The 17,944-nt window shown below is 30.7% G+C and carries 21 protein-coding genes; 12 read left to right on the top strand and 9 right to left on the bottom strand.

The window, feature by feature from the left end:
• The first annotated feature begins 4 nt into the window (after positions 1-4).
• Genes NAMH_RS01355 through NAMH_RS01345 form a run of 3 tightly spaced genes read left to right on the top strand, consistent with a single transcriptional unit; the run spans position 5 to position 1,514 of the window.
• Positions 5-481 carry a type II toxin-antitoxin system PemK/MazF family toxin gene (locus tag NAMH_RS01355; RefSeq protein WP_015901846.1) on the top strand — a complete coding sequence of 159 codons (477 nt, stop codon included), beginning with the start codon at positions 5-7 and terminating at the stop codon, positions 479-481.
• Positions 471-737, top strand: a complete 267-nt coding sequence (gene fliQ / locus NAMH_RS01350; protein ID WP_015902534.1) for a flagellar biosynthesis protein FliQ — start codon at positions 471-473, stop codon at positions 735-737. The genes NAMH_RS01355 and fliQ overlap by 11 nt, the downstream gene beginning before the upstream one ends.
• Positions 738-740: 3 nt before the next feature.
• Positions 741-1,514: a UDP-N-acetylmuramate dehydrogenase gene (locus NAMH_RS01345; RefSeq protein WP_015902418.1), complete on the top strand. Its 774-nt coding sequence runs from the start codon at positions 741-743 to the stop codon at positions 1,512-1,514.
• Here the strand turns inward: NAMH_RS01345 and NAMH_RS01340 are convergent.
• Together NAMH_RS01340 and nusA are read right to left on the bottom strand one after the other, a co-directional pair.
• Positions 1,508-2,464, bottom strand: a complete 957-nt coding sequence (locus NAMH_RS01340; RefSeq protein WP_012663923.1) for a DUF475 domain-containing protein — start codon at positions 2,462-2,464, stop codon at positions 1,508-1,510. The genes NAMH_RS01345 and NAMH_RS01340 overlap by 7 nt on opposite strands.
• 8 nt (positions 2,465-2,472) lie before the next feature.
• Positions 2,473-3,546: a transcription termination factor NusA gene (gene nusA / locus NAMH_RS01335; RefSeq protein WP_015902562.1), complete on the bottom strand. Its 1,074-nt coding sequence runs from the start codon at positions 3,544-3,546 to the stop codon at positions 2,473-2,475.
• Between the two features lie 152 nt (positions 3,547-3,698).
• Between nusA and NAMH_RS01330 the strand changes: the two genes are divergently transcribed.
• Genes NAMH_RS01330 through NAMH_RS01300 form a run of 7 tightly spaced genes read left to right on the top strand, consistent with a single transcriptional unit; the run spans position 3,699 to position 8,361 of the window.
• Positions 3,699-3,929, top strand: a complete 231-nt coding sequence (locus tag NAMH_RS01330; RefSeq protein ID WP_015902014.1) for an HP0268 family nuclease — start codon at positions 3,699-3,701, stop codon at positions 3,927-3,929.
• 8 nt (positions 3,930-3,937) lie between these two features.
• Positions 3,938-5,206, top strand: a complete 1,269-nt coding sequence (gene miaB, locus NAMH_RS01325; protein WP_012663511.1) for a tRNA (N6-isopentenyl adenosine(37)-C2)-methylthiotransferase MiaB — start codon at positions 3,938-3,940, stop codon at positions 5,204-5,206.
• Between the two features lie 53 nt (positions 5,207-5,259).
• A complete protein-coding gene (locus tag NAMH_RS01320; RefSeq protein WP_012663562.1) occupies positions 5,260-5,658 on the top strand; it encodes a hypothetical protein in 399 nt (132 codons plus the stop codon).
• Positions 5,630-6,439, top strand: a complete 810-nt coding sequence (locus NAMH_RS01315; RefSeq protein ID WP_015901912.1) for a tyrosine-type recombinase/integrase — start codon at positions 5,630-5,632, stop codon at positions 6,437-6,439. Before NAMH_RS01320 ends, NAMH_RS01315 begins: the two co-directional genes overlap by 29 nt.
• On the top strand, positions 6,430-7,299 hold the full coding sequence (locus tag NAMH_RS01310) for a hypothetical protein (protein WP_015902234.1): 870 nt from the start codon (positions 6,430-6,432) through the stop codon (positions 7,297-7,299). Before NAMH_RS01315 ends, NAMH_RS01310 begins: the two co-directional genes overlap by 10 nt.
• Positions 7,292-7,798 (top strand): hypothetical protein, encoded by a 507-nt coding sequence (locus NAMH_RS01305; protein WP_012664027.1) that lies wholly within the window; start codon positions 7,292-7,294, stop codon positions 7,796-7,798. Before NAMH_RS01310 ends, NAMH_RS01305 begins: the two co-directional genes overlap by 8 nt.
• The gene (locus NAMH_RS01300; RefSeq protein ID WP_015902305.1) at positions 7,795-8,361 is read left to right on the top strand and encodes a hypothetical protein; all 567 of its coding nucleotides are present in this window, start codon (positions 7,795-7,797) and stop codon (positions 8,359-8,361) included. Before NAMH_RS01305 ends, NAMH_RS01300 begins: the two co-directional genes overlap by 4 nt.
• Here NAMH_RS01300 and NAMH_RS01295 read toward each other — a convergent pair.
• On the bottom strand, positions 8,331-9,443 hold the full coding sequence (locus NAMH_RS01295) for a BaiN/RdsA family NAD(P)/FAD-dependent oxidoreductase (RefSeq protein ID WP_012663785.1): 1,113 nt from the start codon (positions 9,441-9,443) through the stop codon (positions 8,331-8,333). The genes NAMH_RS01300 and NAMH_RS01295 overlap by 31 nt on opposite strands.
• A gap of 42 nt (positions 9,444-9,485) precedes the next feature.
• Here NAMH_RS01295 and NAMH_RS01290 point away from each other — a divergent pair, with 42 nt between their 5' ends.
• Complete coding sequence (locus NAMH_RS01290; RefSeq protein WP_012663638.1) at positions 9,486-9,851, top strand: acyl-CoA thioesterase; 366 nt, start codon at positions 9,486-9,488, stop codon at positions 9,849-9,851.
• Complete coding sequence (locus NAMH_RS01285; protein WP_015902082.1) at positions 9,838-10,164, top strand: YraN family protein; 327 nt, start codon at positions 9,838-9,840, stop codon at positions 10,162-10,164. The genes NAMH_RS01290 and NAMH_RS01285 overlap by 14 nt, the downstream gene beginning before the upstream one ends.
• A gap of 117 nt (positions 10,165-10,281) precedes the next feature.
• Here NAMH_RS01285 and NAMH_RS08915 read toward each other — a convergent pair whose 3' ends face one another.
• The 6 genes from NAMH_RS08915 to pyrG are packed head-to-tail and all read right to left on the bottom strand — an operon-like array spanning position 10,282 to position 17,784.
• Positions 10,282-12,399: an EAL domain-containing protein gene (locus NAMH_RS08915; RefSeq protein WP_012663882.1), complete on the bottom strand. Its 2,118-nt coding sequence runs from the start codon at positions 12,397-12,399 to the stop codon at positions 10,282-10,284.
• The gene (locus NAMH_RS01275) at positions 12,396-13,319 is read right to left on the bottom strand and encodes a cytochrome-c peroxidase (RefSeq protein ID WP_015902789.1); all 924 of its coding nucleotides are present in this window, start codon (positions 13,317-13,319) and stop codon (positions 12,396-12,398) included. The genes NAMH_RS08915 and NAMH_RS01275 overlap by 4 nt, the downstream gene beginning before the upstream one ends.
• A 30-nt stretch (positions 13,320-13,349) precedes the next feature.
• The gene (locus NAMH_RS01270) at positions 13,350-14,063 is read right to left on the bottom strand and encodes a tRNA (5-methylaminomethyl-2-thiouridine)(34)-methyltransferase MnmD (protein ID WP_012663969.1); all 714 of its coding nucleotides are present in this window, start codon (positions 14,061-14,063) and stop codon (positions 13,350-13,352) included.
• Positions 14,064-14,122: 59 nt separating this feature from the next.
• Positions 14,123-14,584 carry a Crp/Fnr family transcriptional regulator gene (locus NAMH_RS01265; RefSeq protein WP_015902829.1) on the bottom strand — a complete coding sequence of 154 codons (462 nt, stop codon included), beginning with the start codon at positions 14,582-14,584 and terminating at the stop codon, positions 14,123-14,125.
• Entirely contained in the window at positions 14,581-16,143 is a 1,563-nt protein-coding gene (gene recJ, locus NAMH_RS01260) for a single-stranded-DNA-specific exonuclease RecJ (RefSeq protein WP_012663971.1), read from the bottom strand. Before recJ ends, NAMH_RS01265 begins: the two co-directional genes overlap by 4 nt.
• A gap of 3 nt (positions 16,144-16,146) precedes the next feature.
• Positions 16,147-17,784: a glutamine hydrolyzing CTP synthase gene (gene pyrG, locus NAMH_RS01255; RefSeq protein WP_015902589.1), complete on the bottom strand. Its 1,638-nt coding sequence runs from the start codon at positions 17,782-17,784 to the stop codon at positions 16,147-16,149.
• Positions 17,785-17,944 lie beyond the last annotated feature (160 nt).

The following is a 17,944-nucleotide window of genomic DNA, read 5'->3' as shown; positions in this document are numbered from 1 at the left end:
AAAGATGAAACACGAAAATTTTGTAGAATGGCTTAAAAGAAATGAATTAAGTCTTAAATGCAAACCAAGAACACAAAGAGCAAGTTATACCGAATTTTTTGAAGGTGAGTTTAAAGGTGAAAAAGTCCCTGAATTTAAAAGGGGTGAAATTTATTTCGCCAAACTTACAAATAGTGCTAAAACCAGACCTTTTTTAATATACCAAAACGATTATTTAAATAAAGCTTGTACTGAAGATATATATCATACCGTAGTAGTGTTGCCTCTTTCGGGACAAATTTTAGGAGGTGATTATAGAATTTTTATTAAAAAAAGAGATTTAATGAGTAAAGACAGTGAAATAGTCGCTACTGCAATTGGTATAATATCAACAGGGAAAATAATTTTTTCAAAAGGGCTTGTTACCAAATTAACCGAAAACGAAATGAAAAAGGTTGATGAAGCCGTTATGAAAGTATTAGGAGTAAATATTGCAATCTGAAATAATCGCACTTGCGGTTCAAACGTTAAAATTAGCCTTATTACTTGCACTTCCGGCACTTCTTGTGGGTATGATAGTGGGGCTTTTAATTTCAATTTTCCAGGCCACAACACAAATTAATGAAATGACACTCAGTTTCGTACCTAAAATTCTGGCCATTGCGGTAATTTTAATTTTCACAATGCCTTGGATGTTAAATGAAATGATAGATTTTACCACTTACGTTTTTAAACTGATACCTACATTTTTAAGATAAAAAATGGGATATAAAACAATAGACCTCTCAAAACTCTCAAGTATAAAAATCGGTCCCAAAACTTCAGTAAAACTGATAAATGAAAATAATTACGACGGTGAATTTTTAATAGGCCGCGCCACAAACACCCTCATCTCACCGAATGCAGACAATCTGGGTGTTTTGGACGACAAATATAAATTTATAGAAATAAAAAACGGTTATTTGTACGTAGGGGCTAAAACAAACAACCAAGTATTTTATAATTTCTGCAAAAAAAATAATATCGGTGGTTTCGAGTTTTTAAGCAAACTGCCCGGAACGATCGGCGGAAGTGTTAAAATGAATGCAGGTGTGAAAGAATACGAAATTTCAAACAGACTTTTAGCTCTTAAAACCCTAAACGGATTAAAAGAAAAAAAAGAGTTCGAATTTAATTACAGATATTCCGATATAAATGAACCGATTTTTGAAGCTGTTTTCGAACTTAAAGAAGGCTTTGATTTTGAACTTGATCTTAAACTGAAAAAACTTAGACAAAATCAGCCGAAAGATCCAAGTTTAGGGAGTGTGTTTAAAAACCCACAAAATGATTATGCAGGAAGACTTATAGAAGCAGTAGGTATGAAAGGCATGATTAAAGGTGGTATGAAAGTAAGTGAAATACATGCAAATTTTTTTGTGAATATCGGAGAAGGTACATTTGATGATATGATTTGTTTAATAAAAGAGGCAAAAAAAAGAGTTTATGAAAACTTTGGAATAAACTTACAAGAAGAAATAAAAATAATTTACTGATTTTCATATTTTGAATGTAAAAAAGCTATCGCCAATAATCCCAAACCTATCGTACCGGTTAAAACTTCCCCTATATGCATAAATATTTTCAAAAGCATAATAACGGCAAGTACCCCTATTGCATAATGGGCTCCGTGCTCAAGGTACTTATATTCGCTTAGCACACCTTTTTCAACCATCCAGATTGTAAGGCTTCTTACAAACATCGCACCTATTCCGAGACCTATCATAATAATAAAGATATTCCCTGTAATTGCAAACGCTCCTATTACGCCGTCAAAACTGAAACTTGCGTCTAATATTTCAAGGTATAAAAAGCCCATCAGTCCGTTTTTAGCACCTTCAACCGCAAAAGCTTCATTAATACCGTTAAGAAGAGAATACGTAAGCATTCCTAAAAGATAGGCGATTCCAATTTCATACGATTTTGAATCATAAATAACTATTATTCCTATAACTGTAGCTACGATTAACGAAATATTGTTCACACGTCCTAATTTTTCGGCATATCTTTCAACAGGTTTGATCCATCTGATCTCTTTATGTTCAAATAAAAAGTCGGTAAACACAAGCCATAAAAAAGCTCCCCCAAATGCATAAATCAGATTTTCGCTTTTTAATAATACCTCATGATACTGTTCAGGATGGTTAATAGCGATATTTAAAGTTTCTACAACTCCTAAATTTGCCGCAACAGCAACAATCAGTATAGGAAATATAAACCTCATACCGAAAACAGCTATCACCATTCCCCAAGTAAGAAATCTCTTCTCCCAAATTTTATCCATATCTTTTAAAATTTTGGCATTAACTACAGCATTATCAAAAGATAGGGAAACTTCTAATATAGCTAAAATAGAAGTTAAATAAACCGCACTCCAACCATCGATAAAAAAAGAAAGAATCAAGCCTATTGCGGCAATTATAAAAGAAACATAAAAATAACGCATTAATTTCCTTATATTTTAAACAAGTTTTCTAATTTACTTGTATCTTTTGATTTTTCTTCAGCGTCTTTTAGTTCGATTTTGTATTTTGTAAGCATACCCGCAAGTGTAATGTTTATACCGTTTTTACCGATTGCTTTCGCTTTTTGATCCGGATCAACCTCTACAACCGCCAAAGCTTTGTCCTCATCAACCTGTACGTTTTTAACGATTGCCGGAGAAAGCGCACGTGCTATAAAAATTTCAGGCTTTGGAGAATATTCGATTACGTCTATATTTTCTCCGTTAAGTTCGTTTGAAACAGAATTGATTCTTACTCCGTTTTTACCTATTATTGTTCCGATCGGTTCTACTTTCGGATTTAGAGAGCTTACGGCAACTTTGCTTCTTACGCCCGGAATTCTTGCACTCGTATGTATTTTTATAATCCCGTCTCTAACTTCCGGCACCGCAGATTCTATAAGTTTTTCTAAAAATTTAGGGTTTGTTCTGCTAAGCTCTATTGTAATACCTCTATTTGTATCAAAATGAACATATTTTAAAAGAGCTTTCATTACATCACCGACTTCGAATTTTTCACCTTTGATTCTGTTTCTCATAGGAAGAACACCTTTAACACCTTCAAGTTCTACCCAAGTGTTTTCTTCAGAATCTACTTTTACAACCTCACCGCTTACTATCGTATTTAGTTTTGAGATAAGCTTTCTGTAAATTTCGTTTTCAAGAAGTCTGGTGATTTCTCTCTCAAATTCTCTTTGAAGAGCCATTGCCCCGCTTCTTCCGAGTTTACCCAAATCAAGCTCTACTTTTAATTTGTCACCGATTTGGGCATTAGGATCAAACTCCCTCGCTTCGTCAAGATAAAAATATTTCTCAGGCTCTTCGAGTGCAACATCGTCGTTTCTCACTTCAAAAATCTGATAAATTTTAAGCTCTCCGTTTTCAATATCAACTTCTACGTCGATATCTCCTAAAACCTTTTTTGCGGTTTTTATGATTGAGCGTTTAAACGCTTCTTTTACTTCATCAAAATCGAGCCCTTTTTCATTAGCCACTAATGATAATAAATCCAATACTTTTTCCACGATTTTCCTTTTTTTAGTTTGTATTCGGCAGTGGGTTTTAAACAGTTAAAAAATATTTAACAACAACAACTAACTGACTCACTACATACTACCCACTTTTTTAGTTATAATTTTACAAAAATTTTTGCTAAAATAATAATAAAAGGATTACAATGACGTTAAAACTTATCAGCACTGATAACAACATCATAGAAAAAACATACGAAGAGTTTTTAAAAGAGATTAAACCTAATTCATTTTTTTATTTTCATAAAGACACATCATACAAAGATCTTAAAGATCTAATAGACAAACTTGAAAACGACGGATACTCTGTATATTTCAGAGAAGTGAAATTCGGCCTTGATGAAGGCGCTTACATGTATGAACTTCACATAATTTAAGGCCAAACTTGAAAAAACTCTATATCGAAACGTTCGGATGTCAGATGAACGTTAAAGACTCCGAACATATTATTGCGGAACTTTCAGATGAATATGAAACTACACAAAACCCCGAAGATGCGGAACTAATACTCCTTAATACATGCTCAGTAAGAGAAAAACCGGTTCAAAAACTTTTTTCCGAACTCGGTGCTCTTAAAAAGAAAAACCCGAATGCGAAATTCGGCGTGTGCGGTTGCACCGCCAGCCATATGGGTAAGGAAATTATAAAAAGGGCACCTTTTGTCAGTTTTGTTTTGGGAGCAAGAAACGTAAGCCGCATAAAAGAAGCGTTAAACACCCCTAAAGCTGTGATTACAGATATTAATTATGACGACACCACATATATTTTTAAAAATACAAGAAAAAACCCTTATAAAGATTTCGTAAACATTATGGTGGGATGCGATAAAAAATGCTCATTCTGCATAGTTCCGAAAACAAGAGGAAAAGAACTTTCAATTCCAATGGATTTAATAATTAAACAAATTGAAAAATTAGCAAAAGAAGGCGTAAAAGAGATAACTCTTCTTGGACAAAACGTAAACAATTACGGAAAAAGATTCAGTGTTGAACACCCTAAGGTTGATTTTACGGATCTTTTAAAAGAAGTCAGTAAAATTGACGGAATAGAAAGAATAAGATTCACTTCACCTCACCCGCTTCATGCCGACGACAGATTTTTAGATGAATTCGCAAACAACCCTAAAATTTGCAAACATATTCATTTTCCTCTTCAAAGCGGAAGTAGCGAAATACTTAAAGCCATGAGAAGAGGATATACAAAAGAATGGTTTTTAAACAGATGTGAAATTATAAGACAGATTCCGGATGTCAGCATTACGACGGATATTATCGTAGGCTTTCCGGGTGAAAGCGAAGAAGATTTCGAACACACTATGGATGTGCTTGAAAAAGTAAGGTTCGAACAGATTTTCAGCTTCGTATATTCCCCGAGACCTCTTACCGAAGCTGCAGAAATGCCAAACCAAGTGGATAAAAATATTGCAAAAGAAAGATTATACAGACTTCAATCAAGACACGGCGAAATATTGGATGAAATTGCAAAAAACCAGATTGGAAAAATTTACAAAGTACTGATTGATGAACCTGGAAGCGGTAAAAGTGATAATTTTTTCACAGTAAAAATACCCGAAACAAATAAATACTTAGGCGAAATTGTCGATGTTAAAATAACCGAAGCCAACAAACATACTCTAAAGGGGGAAGTAATATAAAAAAGTTACTCTTTTTTCTTGGTATAATTATTATCGGATTTGTGCTTTATTTTATGTTAAACGATTCGTACCGCCTTTCATTGGAGGCAAGGTATTATTTCGAAAACGGAGAATATAATAAAGCATATGAAAAAGCAAAAGAAGCTTATATATTAGATCCGTACAATAGAATGGCTTTTACGGTATATACACAATCTCAAATAGCAAAAGAATGGGAAAATTTTCTTATTGACGCAAATAAATATTTCAAAAAAATCGAACAAATCGCAAACAAAAAAAATTTAACGGACAAAGAGCGTCAAAAAGTAAAAATAATGCTTGAAATTCTATTAGACGAATATAAAAATTTAAAACCTTCACTATTAATAAGTAAAGATTTGAAAGAAAAAGCTAAAAAAGAATACGAAAAGGCAAAAGAGATATATGAAAAAGTTTTTGCAAAAAGAAATTAATAAATTTCTTAATTTTGTTAAAAAAACAAAATCACACAACACATATAAAACATACGAAACTGTCTTAAATGAAGCGATTAATTTTATTGAAATCGAAAACAATATTATAAACATTACTCCCTACAGACTTCATATAGCCGAACTTAACAAAAAAACCATTGCCAAAAAAGTTTCAGCCCTCAGAAGTTTTTTCGAATTTTTAGAAACCGAAGGACATAAATTTAAAATAATAGGCGATGAACATATAAAAGTACCTAAAACACTTCCGAAACCCGTAAGCATGGAACATATCAAAAAAGCTTTAAAATCAGCGACAATGGATGAGTATTTGGCAATTATAACAATATTTTCTTTAGGACTCAGAATAAGTGAAGCAGCCGGCATTACACTTTCCGACATTAAAGGAGACTGGATTGAAATAAGAGGTAAAGGAGCAAAAACAAGACTTCTTCCTGTTCATCCCAAACTAAAAGACTTTATAAATAAATATCTTGAAATTCATCCAAAAAAAGAATATCTTTTTGAAAAAGAAGGAGTTCCTTTAGGAGCTGATAAAATAAGATATCTGATTCAAAGAGCTTTTAAAAAACACGGTATACACGTAACACCTCATCAGTTAAGACACTCTTTTGCAACATACATGCTTCAAAACGGTGCCAGAATAAACGATGTAAGTGAACTGTTGGGACATGAATTTATTTCTACCACACAAATATATACAAAACTAAGTAATTCTTTAAAACTTCAAAACTATCTTAAGGCTCATCCGCTATGTTCTTGAAAAAAATATTATTCAAACCGAACCTAATAGCATTTTATAAAGAAGACGATATATACAAACTTTTAAATGAACAATATAAAAAAAACAAACTTTTATTTAGCGAAATTAAAGAATTTGACAACAAAAAAGATTTGAAAAACTATATTGATTCTGTTATTGAAGACAATCCACAAACATATGTTTCAACTATTATCGAATCACAAAACCAGGGAGTTGTACCTTCTTGTGACAAACATTATTACAAAGAATTAGGAATTGACCTTGAAAATATAAAATCTGTATGTATAAACAATAAATACTCGTTTTATACTACTCTTTATGAATTAATGGAAATTAAAAAAGATTATCCGTTTATTGACTTTTTATATTCTGTTTTTGCAATAATTGATTATAAATCATCGCTAAGACACAATTCTTTATACATTTTATCCATGAAAGATTTTTCATATATTTTAATATATAAAGATCATATACCGGTTTTCGCTGATATTTTCGATATTAATGAAGAGCCGATAAATGAAGAAGAAGATATAGAAGACATCAGTGACATGGACATAGTTGAAGATTTTGACGAAACTCTTGATGAAGATATTGAAAATATAGACGAACCAGAAATTGAAGAACCTGAAAATATTGAAAACCTTAATATTGAATACAAAATTGTTGATCATATTAAAACCGCTTTAAAAGAATATTATGAAAACGGTAGTGACTTTATTGAAAAAATTTTTATTTTTGATACTATTGGTTTAGAAGAAAATATTACCGAAATGATAAATGATGAAATCTTTATTGAAAGCAACGTCAATAAAATAGACATATTAAAAATAATTAATGAAATAAGCAGGAAAAATGTATAGTTTCACTAAACCTAAACAAAAACCATTAATAAAAGAAGACACCAAACTTTGGCTGATATTTATCGGAATTTCAATTATATTATACATTTCTTTTGCTCTATTTTTGGAAATCAAAACAATACTTTACAATAAAGATATAAATTCTTTTAACAAAGAAATTGTTTCATTAAAGCAAAAACTCGCCAAAATTGATTCAGAAAAACAATTCATTTACAAACAAAAAACACTTTATGAAGACATAATGGTTAAAAACTCTTTAATGAAAGATAGTATTAAAAATCTGCTTGACTTAATTCCGGATCCTATTACTTTAAGCAGTATTTCATTTGATAAAAATAAACTGATAATTTACGGTATAACCCCTACGCAAGACATTTATAATATGTTAATGCTTCCTCCTCTTGAATCTATTTTTACTGAAACAAAAACTTATTTTTATCAAATGAGTAACGGATGGTACAAATTCAAATCCGAAAATTACCTGAAAGAAAAACAATGAAAAAGCCGAATATTTCTTTTAGATTACCGAAAGTAAAAATATACGGAATTGATGTTATTAAAAACTTTCTGTTTTTTACCCTTTTTATTTTACTTACCCTATTATTTATTGCATTTGTAATATCACCGGCAATACATGCTTTCAAAAGCTCAAAAAAAGAATACTATCAAACAAAATACACTTTAGATATAACAACAAAAGAATATAAAGAAAAACTAACGGAATTAAAAAAATTACAAAACTCCAATAGAAAAATACTAAATGCGTTAAAACGCGATTTTAATGCAGACAACTTCAAAATGTTCGCTTCTAAATACATGAGTATTTCTTCTATAAAAGAGGTAAATTCCACTGTGTACCAAGATGATTTTATTAAAACTACATATATTATGAAATCTAAAATAAAATCTCCGAAAAATTTTTATGACTTAATAGATTCATTAAAAAATTACAAATCTGTTCTTAGAATTTATTTTCCTATTGATTTTATAAAAAACAAAGAAAATATCGATCTGACTTTAAAACTTGAACATTATAAACTTAAACCTAAAAAAGCAGAATAAGAACTGCTAAAAGCCCACTGAAAATTATATCCACCAAGTTCTCCCGTCACATCAAGCACTTCACCAACAAAATATAGCCCTTTAACTATCTTAGACTCCATGTTTTCACTTATTTCATCGGTAACCACTCCACCTTTTGTTACTTCAGCCCTTTCAAAACCGAATGTTCCGGCAGGTGCAAATTCATAATTTTCTAAAAGCTTTAATCTATCCCATTCTTGATTTTTTAAAAACATTACTTTTTTATCTTCAATCCCCACACTTTTTAAAAACTCTTTTGTAAAATTTTTAGGAAACGGAAGCTGTGATATTATCTGTTTATGTTTGTTTTTTAAATGATCTTTAACTTTTTTACCTCTTAAAAAATCTATTTTAATCTTCCCTTTATCCCAATATAGTGACGCATTTAGAATTGCGGGTCCCGTAATTCCCTTATGAGAAAAAAGTATGTTTTGGGAAAACTTTTTATTTTTAACATACACGTCTGCCATTACACTAATACCGCTTAAACGTTTAAACCAAGATTCCTTTGGCTGTATGGTAAAACCAACAAGTGCCGGTTTAATAGGTGAAATTTTATGTCCGAATTTTTTAGCTATTTCATATCCTTTTTCACTGGCGCCCAGCTTTTTAAAACTTTTGCCTCCTAATGCAACAACAACATTTTTAGCTTTAAAAATTCCTTTAGATGTGATAACTTCAAAGCCTTCATTTACATCTAAAACCTCGCAGTTATAGATAATTTTACAATTGGGCTTTAGAACATTCAATATTTCTTTTGAAGAATTAAAAAAATATTGACCCGGTTTTAATTCATAAACTTTTAGACCTTTTTGTTTAATCCATTTTAAAAGATCTTTATTGGAACATTTAACAAGTGTATTTCTTACAAATTCACTTTCAGGATAATAATTTTTATAAGAAACGTCTTTATTTGTAATATTACACTTTCCTCCCCCGCTTACTTTTATTTTTTCTCCTATTGACGAATTGTGCTCAATTATTAAAATTTTTTGGTTTTTTAAAAAATCAGAAAGAAAAAGTCCGCTTGCGCCGGCACCTAATATTATTACATCATACAAACAAAGCCTTTTTGATAGAATTATATCATTGAAAGGATTAGAATGAAAAAAAGAATATATTACGATTCAACAGATGCGGGAGGAATAGTTTACCATACGGAATACATAAAATTTTGCGAACAAGCGAGAAGCGAAATATTTTTTCAAAATAATATTTTTTTTGAAAATGATGGTTACGTGGTGACAGATTTAAAAGCCAAATATATCTCATCCGCAAAACTTGGAGATATAATTGAAATACAAACAAAAATATTAAATTACACAAAAATCAGAATCAACATTCTTCAAGAAATATATAAAGAAAATAAAAAAATTTTTGTATTAGAAGTAAACGTTGCTTATATTAAAAATGGCAAAATAGCCAAAATACCTCAAGAGCATATAAAGATTTTTAATGAATACACGTAAAAAGGGAAATATTGCTGAAGAGAAAGCATGTGAATATTTAAAACAAAAAGGCTATAAAATAGTTGAAAGAAATTTTTACACTAAATTTGGAGAGATCGATATCATTGCATTTAAAGACGATGTTTTTCATTTTATTGAAGTTAAAAGCGGTACAACTTTTGAACCAATATTTAACATTACGCCATCAAAATTAAAAAGAATAATACGTTCTGCTGAATATTTTATTAAGCAAAATAGAATCGATTCCGCCTTTTGTATCGATGCTATCATCGTCAAAGGCGAAATCGATCATTTCGTCAATATCTCTTTTTAGTTAATCTAAAAAGGAGAAAGGATGAAAAAGGGGGGGGATTAGAATTATAAATCACAAACATTAAATTATTGTTAAATTTGTCACATTTATGTAATATTTTTTATAAAAATGTAAAAATTATGTCATACAATTAGATCTCGGTTCATAAAAATAAAAACCTTGTGCGTAATTAATCCCTAATTTTCTCACCATTTCATACGTTTTTTGATCTATTACAAATTCTGCCACTGTTTTGATATCTATTTCTTTTGCAAAATCCGTAATTACTTTTACAATTTTATATGCATCAGGATTTGAAGGAAGCTGTTTTATTAAAGAACCGTCAATTTTTATAAAATCGACATTAAGATTTATTAAATGCTCAAAATTAGAATATCCGCTACCAAAATCATCAATAGCTATACTTGCACCGTAATATTTGACTCTTTCTAAAAACTTTCTGATTTCATTATAATCTTCTACAGCTTCACTTTCTAAAATTTCGAATGTCGTTCTTTTAGAAAGAGCTTTATTCTTGAGATACAAATGATACATTTGTTTAATAATACTGGTATCCAATATGTCTTCAATCGAAATATTTATATTAAAATCAACTTCTTTTTTAATAACCTTATCGTAGGTTTTTTTCATTATAATTTTTGTAATATCTCCGTAAAGTTTGTTATCTTTAGCAATTTGCAAATATGGAAAAATCGATTCCACAACCCCGTTTGGATGAATCAATCTTGCCAATACTTCATATTTGGTTATTTTAGTTGTGTTTGTGTCTACTATCGGTTGAAAATAAGGCTCTATTCTTCCATCTTTAATGGCATGATATAATATTTTACTTTTTTCGATGTTTTGCTTAATTTCATCCCTTACGTTCATATTTTCTTCATATATCATTATTTTTTTTCTGAAAGATTTTTTTATCTGTTTTAATGCTATGTCAGCATTTTCTAAAAGAGGCTGCTTGGTACTTATTCCTATACTAACCGAAATATTAATTTTAATGTTATCTATTTCTATTTCATTTTTCTCAAAAAATTCAATAATTTTCCTTGCAAGAGTTTGAACATTGGGATAATTTTCATACTCATACATTATTCCGAAATCGTCAGCTCCCAGCCTGTATAAATTGGCATTTATAACCGGAATTGTGGTCTGTAACACTTTTGCTACTTTTTTTAATACTTTATCACCGATTTTAGAACCGTAATAATCGTTAATGTGTTTAAATCTGTCTATATTTATTAAAACCAGCACCGGTTTGTTTAATGATTTTACATCGTCGTCGAACTTATTTCTATTGTATAATCCGGTAAGTTTATCGGTTATATAAGTAAGCCTTAGCTCATTATTTACTCTTTGTAACGAAATATACTCTTTTTCCAACCTGTTTAATAAAAAGAAAATAATTATTTCTGCTGCAATGATAAAACCAATAAGAGCATATGAAACCCACTTGATTATTCCGAGTTTACTATTCATAATATAAAAATAATTATCGTAAATTTTATCTAAAAGGGTCAATGACCTATTATCGGTAATATTTTTCAATGTGAATATTAATTTAGGGAAAAATCTTTTATATATTTTTAAATGAGCCAAAAAGACTTCGTTGAATTTTTTAATTTCAGGATCGTTCGTAGTAAATTTTTCAAAAAAACCAATATCAAGTTTTTTAATAAAATCTTCATCAAAACTGTTTTTTGCCAAAAATATACTTGAGACTACTTCAATAACCTTTTGGGAATATTTAATATTTTTTTCAAATTTATTAATATTAACCCCGTGTTTGATTTTATATATATTTAATTTAGGTAAATTATTTAATAAAGACGCCAAATACATTGTTGAGTTTTTTAATGCCGAGTTTAATGTTTGAAATTCATATACAAGTTCGACTTTTATATCTATAAGTTTCTTATAATCTAAAAACTCTTTATAAACATATCCGTAATTTTCTTTAAAATATTTATTTTGGATAAGTGCATCGATACTTCTGTTCAGTTTATCAATTGATTCAATAAGCAAGTCATTATTACGATACATATATAAACTTGTAATTAATACATTATAATTAAGTAAAAGCTCATTATTTTTTATTTTATTAAATGATTTTTGGATTTTGTTGTTTTGAATATAATACGATCTCGTATAATTATTAAATTCAAAAATAAATAATATTAAAATTATACCGACAATGAATATCCATGCCGATTTCATTTTCAAAATACTCTTGGTATTCATTCTTTTCTCATTATTTTAATTTTTGGAATTTTACCTGTTAATGTTTTTAAAAAAGCCACAATGGCTTTTGCGTCTTCTTTATTTATTTTAAAACCAAGATTATTATAAGCCATTTTTTCAACAGCTTTTTCAAGCGTTTTTGCACTTCCGTCATGAAAATAAGGAGCGGTCAGTTCCACGTTTCTAAGAGTGGGTACCTTATATATACATTTATCAAATTTTGCATGAGATATTTCGTATCTGTCTCCTATACACTCTTTAATTGGGAAAATTGTCCCCATTTTCTGGAATGAGTTGCCACCTACATTTACTCCGTTATGACACGTAACACATCCATATTTTTTAAACAACACATACCCTTTCTCCTCTAATGGAGTGAGTTTTATTTTTCCTTTTAAATACAAATCAAATTTACTATTAGGAGTTATCAATGTTTTTTCAAACTCAGCTATCGCATCAACTACCATGTCATAAGTTATTTTATTTGTATGATAAACTTTTTTAAATAAATTTTTATAAAACCTGTTTTGATTTAATCTTTTTTCAACTATTTTTTCATTTACATTCATTTCTACCGAATTATGCACCGGCCCATTAATTTGCTCTTTTAAATCTTTTGCGCGTCCGTTCCAAAACTGTCTAAAATTAAATACGGCATTTAAAACCGTCGGCGACTGTATCCTGCCCTTTTTACCTGAGACACCTATTGAGACTTTCCTGCTGTCCGCCCAACCCTCGGCCGGATTATGACAACTGGCGCAACTAACGGTTTTATCTTTAGACAATATAGTGTCAAAAAATAAAAACTTTCCAAGTTCCGCCTTTTGCTTATTGTATTTTATATATTCTGGGATAGGTTCTATAAGGTTTTGCGCATGTAAAAACAAAACAAATAAAATAAATAGTGTTAAAACTCGCATTTAAAAAACCTTTTAACCATATCCTCTCTTTTAATATGTTTTACATTTTACACGTTTTAATTTTTCTTCAAAATCAACTTTAACAAAAGGTAATTCAGCAAATGACGCTATCGTTCCTTTTCTTATATTTTCATACGGATGAGTGTAAATATTCATTCCGAGTTTATAAAATGAGCATCTAACCGGCGTTGCAACGCTGTATGTAGTAATTATACCACTTTCATTCAATATATTTGATATATCAGTAAAATACTCAAACGTCCATAGCTCCTGATTCACTTTGGGTGAGAAGGCATCTTGATATACAATATGAATATTAGAAAGACGTTTTATATATTCTCTTGCGTCGCCCACAAACACTTCTATTTCTATATCATCGGATTTATAATATAAATTTTCACTAATTTCATTGATTATGTTCAACAGAGTTTTAAATTCGTCCGGATATTTAAAACTTTTAAGAGATTTTAATAAATCAGCATCAAGCTCAGGAGAAAATATTTTAAGTTTTACATTTTCCGGTTTGTGAAGTATTGCCGTCAACGTGTTATATCCAAGACCAAAACATATATCCAATATTCTAATTTCCCCTCCGTAAAAATCAAACTGCTCAGCTGCTTTAAAACCGGGAAGTACGTGTTTATACAAACTCTCGGTATAAGCACCTTCGCTTGAATGGTAACATTCGTCGTATTTTTCACTTTTCAATGTAAAAGAGCCGTCTTTTGTAAGAATCTCTTTCATATCTCTCCGTTATTAAACATTCTTTGTATTTCAATCAACATTCTTGCAACTTTTATATCTCAATCATTCTCAACAACTTCTACAAATGCGTTAAAAAGAGTAATAACGTCACTATCGGCTTTTCTTAAATGTTTAGAAATATCATAAGCGATCACCCATAATAATTTTACTGCAATTGTAGGTTTTTCATCCATCATATTAATAAAATCATTATGGGATATTTGTAAAATTTCACAGTCACTTTTAGCTTTAATAGTAGATGTTACAAGCCCTCTGTCTATTAAATTAACTTCTCCAAAAAACTCATCACCGCCTGCTTTAATATCCGTTACAATATAATCATCTTTATATATTGTTTCTTTAATCACCGAAACTTCACCATCTACAAGTAAAAAAGCGGTATCGGAATACTCACCTTCTTTCACAATAAAAGTGTCTTTTGCTATATGCTTTTCTTCAAAATAAGGCAATATTTCTTCAACTTCCTGATCATTTAACGCCTTGAATATAGAATGTTTCATAATATCTCCTCAATCATTAATTGAACACTTCTGCCGTAGTAACTGTTTTCATTAATACTAAATTTAAAATATAAACTATCTTTAAACTCACCTTCAAACCTGAAAATCACCGCAGGTAAAACAATATCGTCTTGGGAAAGAATTAACTTAAAATGATTTTCTTTTAAATTCTGGACATGCTCTATTTTAGCGTTTGCTATGAATTTAGGTTTGGGATTTCCTTCACCAAAAGGCTCAAACTCCTGGAGTATATCTAAAAGCTCAATATCTATCTCCTTAAAAGGCAGCTCACCCAATACATAATCCTCTATAAAAAAATCGTCTTTCGAATATTTGGAAATTTTATTATTGAGAACTTTTTTTAATTCTTCAAAATTTTCCTCTTTTAAAGAAAGCCCGCATGCCATTTTATGCCCGCCGAATCCTTCTAAAAGTTCTTTACATTCATTAACCAAAGAAAAAATATCGATATTACCAAGGCTCCTGCCACTTCCCTTTAAAATTCCGTTATTTTCACAAAAAACAATTGCCGGTTTTTTATATTTATGTACAAGCCTGCTCGCAATTATTCCGACAACACCTTCGTGAAAATCGCCTTTTACAATGATAAAATCATCCGTAATTTCTTCAATAGATTCAACTGCCTCTTTTTCCGTCTCTTTTCTTAAATTATTAAGTCCATCAAGTTCCATCAATAAATCAAAAGCTTTTTGTTCGTTTTTACTGATTAAAAACTCATAAGCCACACCTGCATGAAACATTCTTCCGGCTGCATTCAATCTCGGTGCTATCTGAAAAGCAATATCTTCGGCTTTGAAATCTTTATTAAAAAATCTTTTTAAAGCTTTTGAAAACGGCTTTACAGCTTTATTCAAGCGTTTAAGTCCCATATTTACAAGAGTTCTATTCATATGCGTAAGCGGCATAACATCCGCAATAATCGCTATTGCCAAAATGTCGGTAAATTCTCTCAAATCTATCTTTAATTTCATTTCTGATTTTATAGCCGCACACAGATACCATGCAACCTCGGCACCGCATATCTCTTTAAAAGGAAAATCGGGTGATGTTTTGGGATTAATAATTGCATACGCATCCGGAAGTTTAAATCTTTCTTCATTTTCCATATTACATTTTACTTTGTCCATTATTAAAGGCGTATGGTGGTCTGTTATAATTAAATCAACCCTTTTTTGCTTACATATTTCCGCCGCTTCAAAACTCGTAATACCGTTATCTACGGTAATAATCAAATCCGCTTCAATTCTTTCAAGAAGTCCAGGAGTCAAACCGTATCCGTCTTTGAACCTGTCTGGTATTACGACTTCTATATCAAATTTTATTTTTTCAAAAAAAAGTTTCATTATAGCACTACTGCTAACACCGTCAACATCATAATCACCGACAACAACTATTTTTTCTTTATTTTTAATTGCGTTAACTACTCTTTTTGAAGCTTTTTTTATATCGCTCAGTAGTAAAAAATGAGGAAGATTGGAAGAGCTCAGCTCTTCAATACGGTTGGATAAAATTTCTCTGATTTTTGCTTTTGTAAGCATAAATCAACAGCTTCTTTGGCATTTATAGGCATTTTCTACAAATGACATTATCACCTTATTAGGAGATTTCAATTTATTCGTAAACTCAGGATGGAACTGAACTGCCACAAACCAAGGGTGATCTTTTAACTCAACAGCTTCTACAAGTCCTTCAACACTTTTTCCGCTGACTATCATACCTTTTTCTTTAAGAGCATCTTCATAAGCTCCGTTAACTTCATATCTGTGTCTATGTCTTTCAATTACTTTATCTGACTTATAAGCATCATACAGTTTTGTTCCTTTTTTAACAAAACATTCATACCCTCCGAGTCTCATAGTACCGCCAAGAGGTGACTTATGAGTTCTTAGCTGTTTTTGACCGCTTGCATCTATAAATTCGTCAATCAGATATACTACTGGTTCCGGGGTATCAGGGTCAAATTCTTGAGAATTCGCATATTCAAGTCCAAGTACGTTTCTTGCAAATTCTATAACCGCCAGCTGCATACCAAGACAGATACCAAGATAAGGTATTTTATTTTCACGAGCGTATTTAATGGCTTTTAATTTACCTTCTACTCCTCTTTCACCAAATCCTCCGGCAACCAATATACCGCTAACTTCATTAAAAATCTCATCCAATTTTTCATCATCTGCTTTTTCAAGATCTTCACTATCAATCCACTCTATATCTACTTTCATATCCAAATGAGCGCCGCTATGAATTAGAGCTTCTATGAGCGATTTATATGATTCTTTAAGCTGAAGATATTTACCCACAAAAGCTATTTTTACACTTTTTTGAGGAGAAATTATTTTTTTAACAATAAAATTCCATTCGGTCATGTCAGGGTGAAGATCCCCTAAATCAAGCTGTTTTGCAATAGGTACTAAAATATCTTGATTTAAAAAGTTTAAAGGCACTTGATAAACGGTTGGAGCGTCCACGGCTTCAATTACCGCGTCTCTTTCTATATCACAGCTGTCAGCAAGTTTTTCTTTTAATGCTTTAGGAAGAGGTTTTTCGGTTCTACAAACAAGCATATGAGGTGTTATACCTATACGTCTTAATTCTTGTACACTATGTTGTGTCGGCTTTGTCTTAAGCTCTCCCGCCGCTTTAATATACGGAATAAGCGTTACGTGTACAAACATTGCGTTTGTTTTTCCGACTTCATGCTTAAGCTGTCTTACCGCTTCTAAAAAAGGAAGCCCCTCTATATCCCCTACAGTTCCTCCAAGTTCTACAACCACAATGTCAACGTCTTTAGCAACTTCTTTGATTCTTCTTTTTATTTCATCGGTAATATGCGGGATTATTTGAACTGTTTTTCCTAAATAATCTCCTCTTCTTTCTTTTTCTATAACACTTAAATATATCTGACCTGTTGTGAAGTTATTTTTTTTACCAAGATTCGTATTTAAAAATCTCTCATAATTACCAATATCAAGATCTGTTTCGGCTCCATCTTCCGTAACAAACACCTCTCCGTGTTCAAAAGGCGACATTGTTCCAGGATCCACGTTAATATAAGGATCTATTTTTACCATTGAAACTTTAAATCCGCTGTGTTGTAATAATGTAGCTATCGATGCAGAAGTAATACCCTTACCAAGAGAGCTTAAAACTCCACCCGTTACAAAAATATATTTGCTCATTTAGCACCTTTTTAATTGAAATTATATCAAAAAGGACATATAGAATTAAACGTTAAAACCCGTTGAAATTCCAATAATTTTTTAAATTTAAATTACAGTTTTAATCACAATGTTATAACAATTTTTTAATTTTCAGTATTTTTTGCTATAATTCCATTCA

Origin of the sequence: Nautilia profundicola AmH (genome assembly GCF_000021725.1) — a bacterium.
Taxonomy (GTDB): Bacteria; Campylobacterota; Campylobacteria; order Campylobacterales; family Nautiliaceae; genus Nautilia; species Nautilia profundicola.
Note: the sequence above shows the minus strand (reverse complement) of the source record. Positions and strands in the feature narration are given on the sequence as shown.

Coding starts and splice junctions, on each gene's coding strand:
- NAMH_RS01355 (WP_015901846.1), top strand. CDS start 5: ATGAAACACGAAAATTTTGTAGAATGGCTTAAAAGAAATGAATTAAGT.
- NAMH_RS01345 (WP_015902418.1), top strand. CDS start 741: ATGGGATATAAAACAATAGACCTCTCAAAACTCTCAAGTATAAAAATC.
- NAMH_RS01340 (WP_012663923.1), bottom strand. CDS start 2,464: ATGCGTTATTTTTATGTTTCTTTTATAATTGCCGCAATAGGCTTGATT.
- NAMH_RS01330 (WP_015902014.1), top strand. CDS start 3,699: ATGACGTTAAAACTTATCAGCACTGATAACAACATCATAGAAAAAACA.
- NAMH_RS01320 (WP_012663562.1), top strand. CDS start 5,260: ATGTTAAACGATTCGTACCGCCTTTCATTGGAGGCAAGGTATTATTTC.
- NAMH_RS01315 (WP_015901912.1), top strand. CDS start 5,630: ATGAAAAAGTTTTTGCAAAAAGAAATTAATAAATTTCTTAATTTTGTT.
- NAMH_RS01310 (WP_015902234.1), top strand. CDS start 6,430: ATGTTCTTGAAAAAAATATTATTCAAACCGAACCTAATAGCATTTTAT.
- NAMH_RS01305 (WP_012664027.1), top strand. CDS start 7,292: ATGTATAGTTTCACTAAACCTAAACAAAAACCATTAATAAAAGAAGAC.
- NAMH_RS01300 (WP_015902305.1), top strand. CDS start 7,795: ATGAAAAAGCCGAATATTTCTTTTAGATTACCGAAAGTAAAAATATAC.
- NAMH_RS01290 (WP_012663638.1), top strand. CDS start 9,486: ATGAAAAAAAGAATATATTACGATTCAACAGATGCGGGAGGAATAGTT.
- NAMH_RS01285 (WP_015902082.1), top strand. CDS start 9,838: ATGAATACACGTAAAAAGGGAAATATTGCTGAAGAGAAAGCATGTGAA.
- NAMH_RS08915 (WP_012663882.1), bottom strand. CDS start 12,399: ATGAATACCAAGAGTATTTTGAAAATGAAATCGGCATGGATATTCATT.
- NAMH_RS01275 (WP_015902789.1), bottom strand. CDS start 13,319: ATGCGAGTTTTAACACTATTTATTTTATTTGTTTTGTTTTTACATGCG.
- NAMH_RS01270 (WP_012663969.1), bottom strand. CDS start 14,063: ATGAAAGAGATTCTTACAAAAGACGGCTCTTTTACATTGAAAAGTGAA.
- NAMH_RS01265 (WP_015902829.1), bottom strand. CDS start 14,584: ATGAAACATTCTATATTCAAGGCGTTAAATGATCAGGAAGTTGAAGAA.
- recJ (WP_012663971.1), bottom strand. CDS start 16,143: ATGCTTACAAAAGCAAAAATCAGAGAAATTTTATCCAACCGTATTGAA.
- pyrG (WP_015902589.1), bottom strand. CDS start 17,784: ATGAGCAAATATATTTTTGTAACGGGTGGAGTTTTAAGCTCTCTTGGT.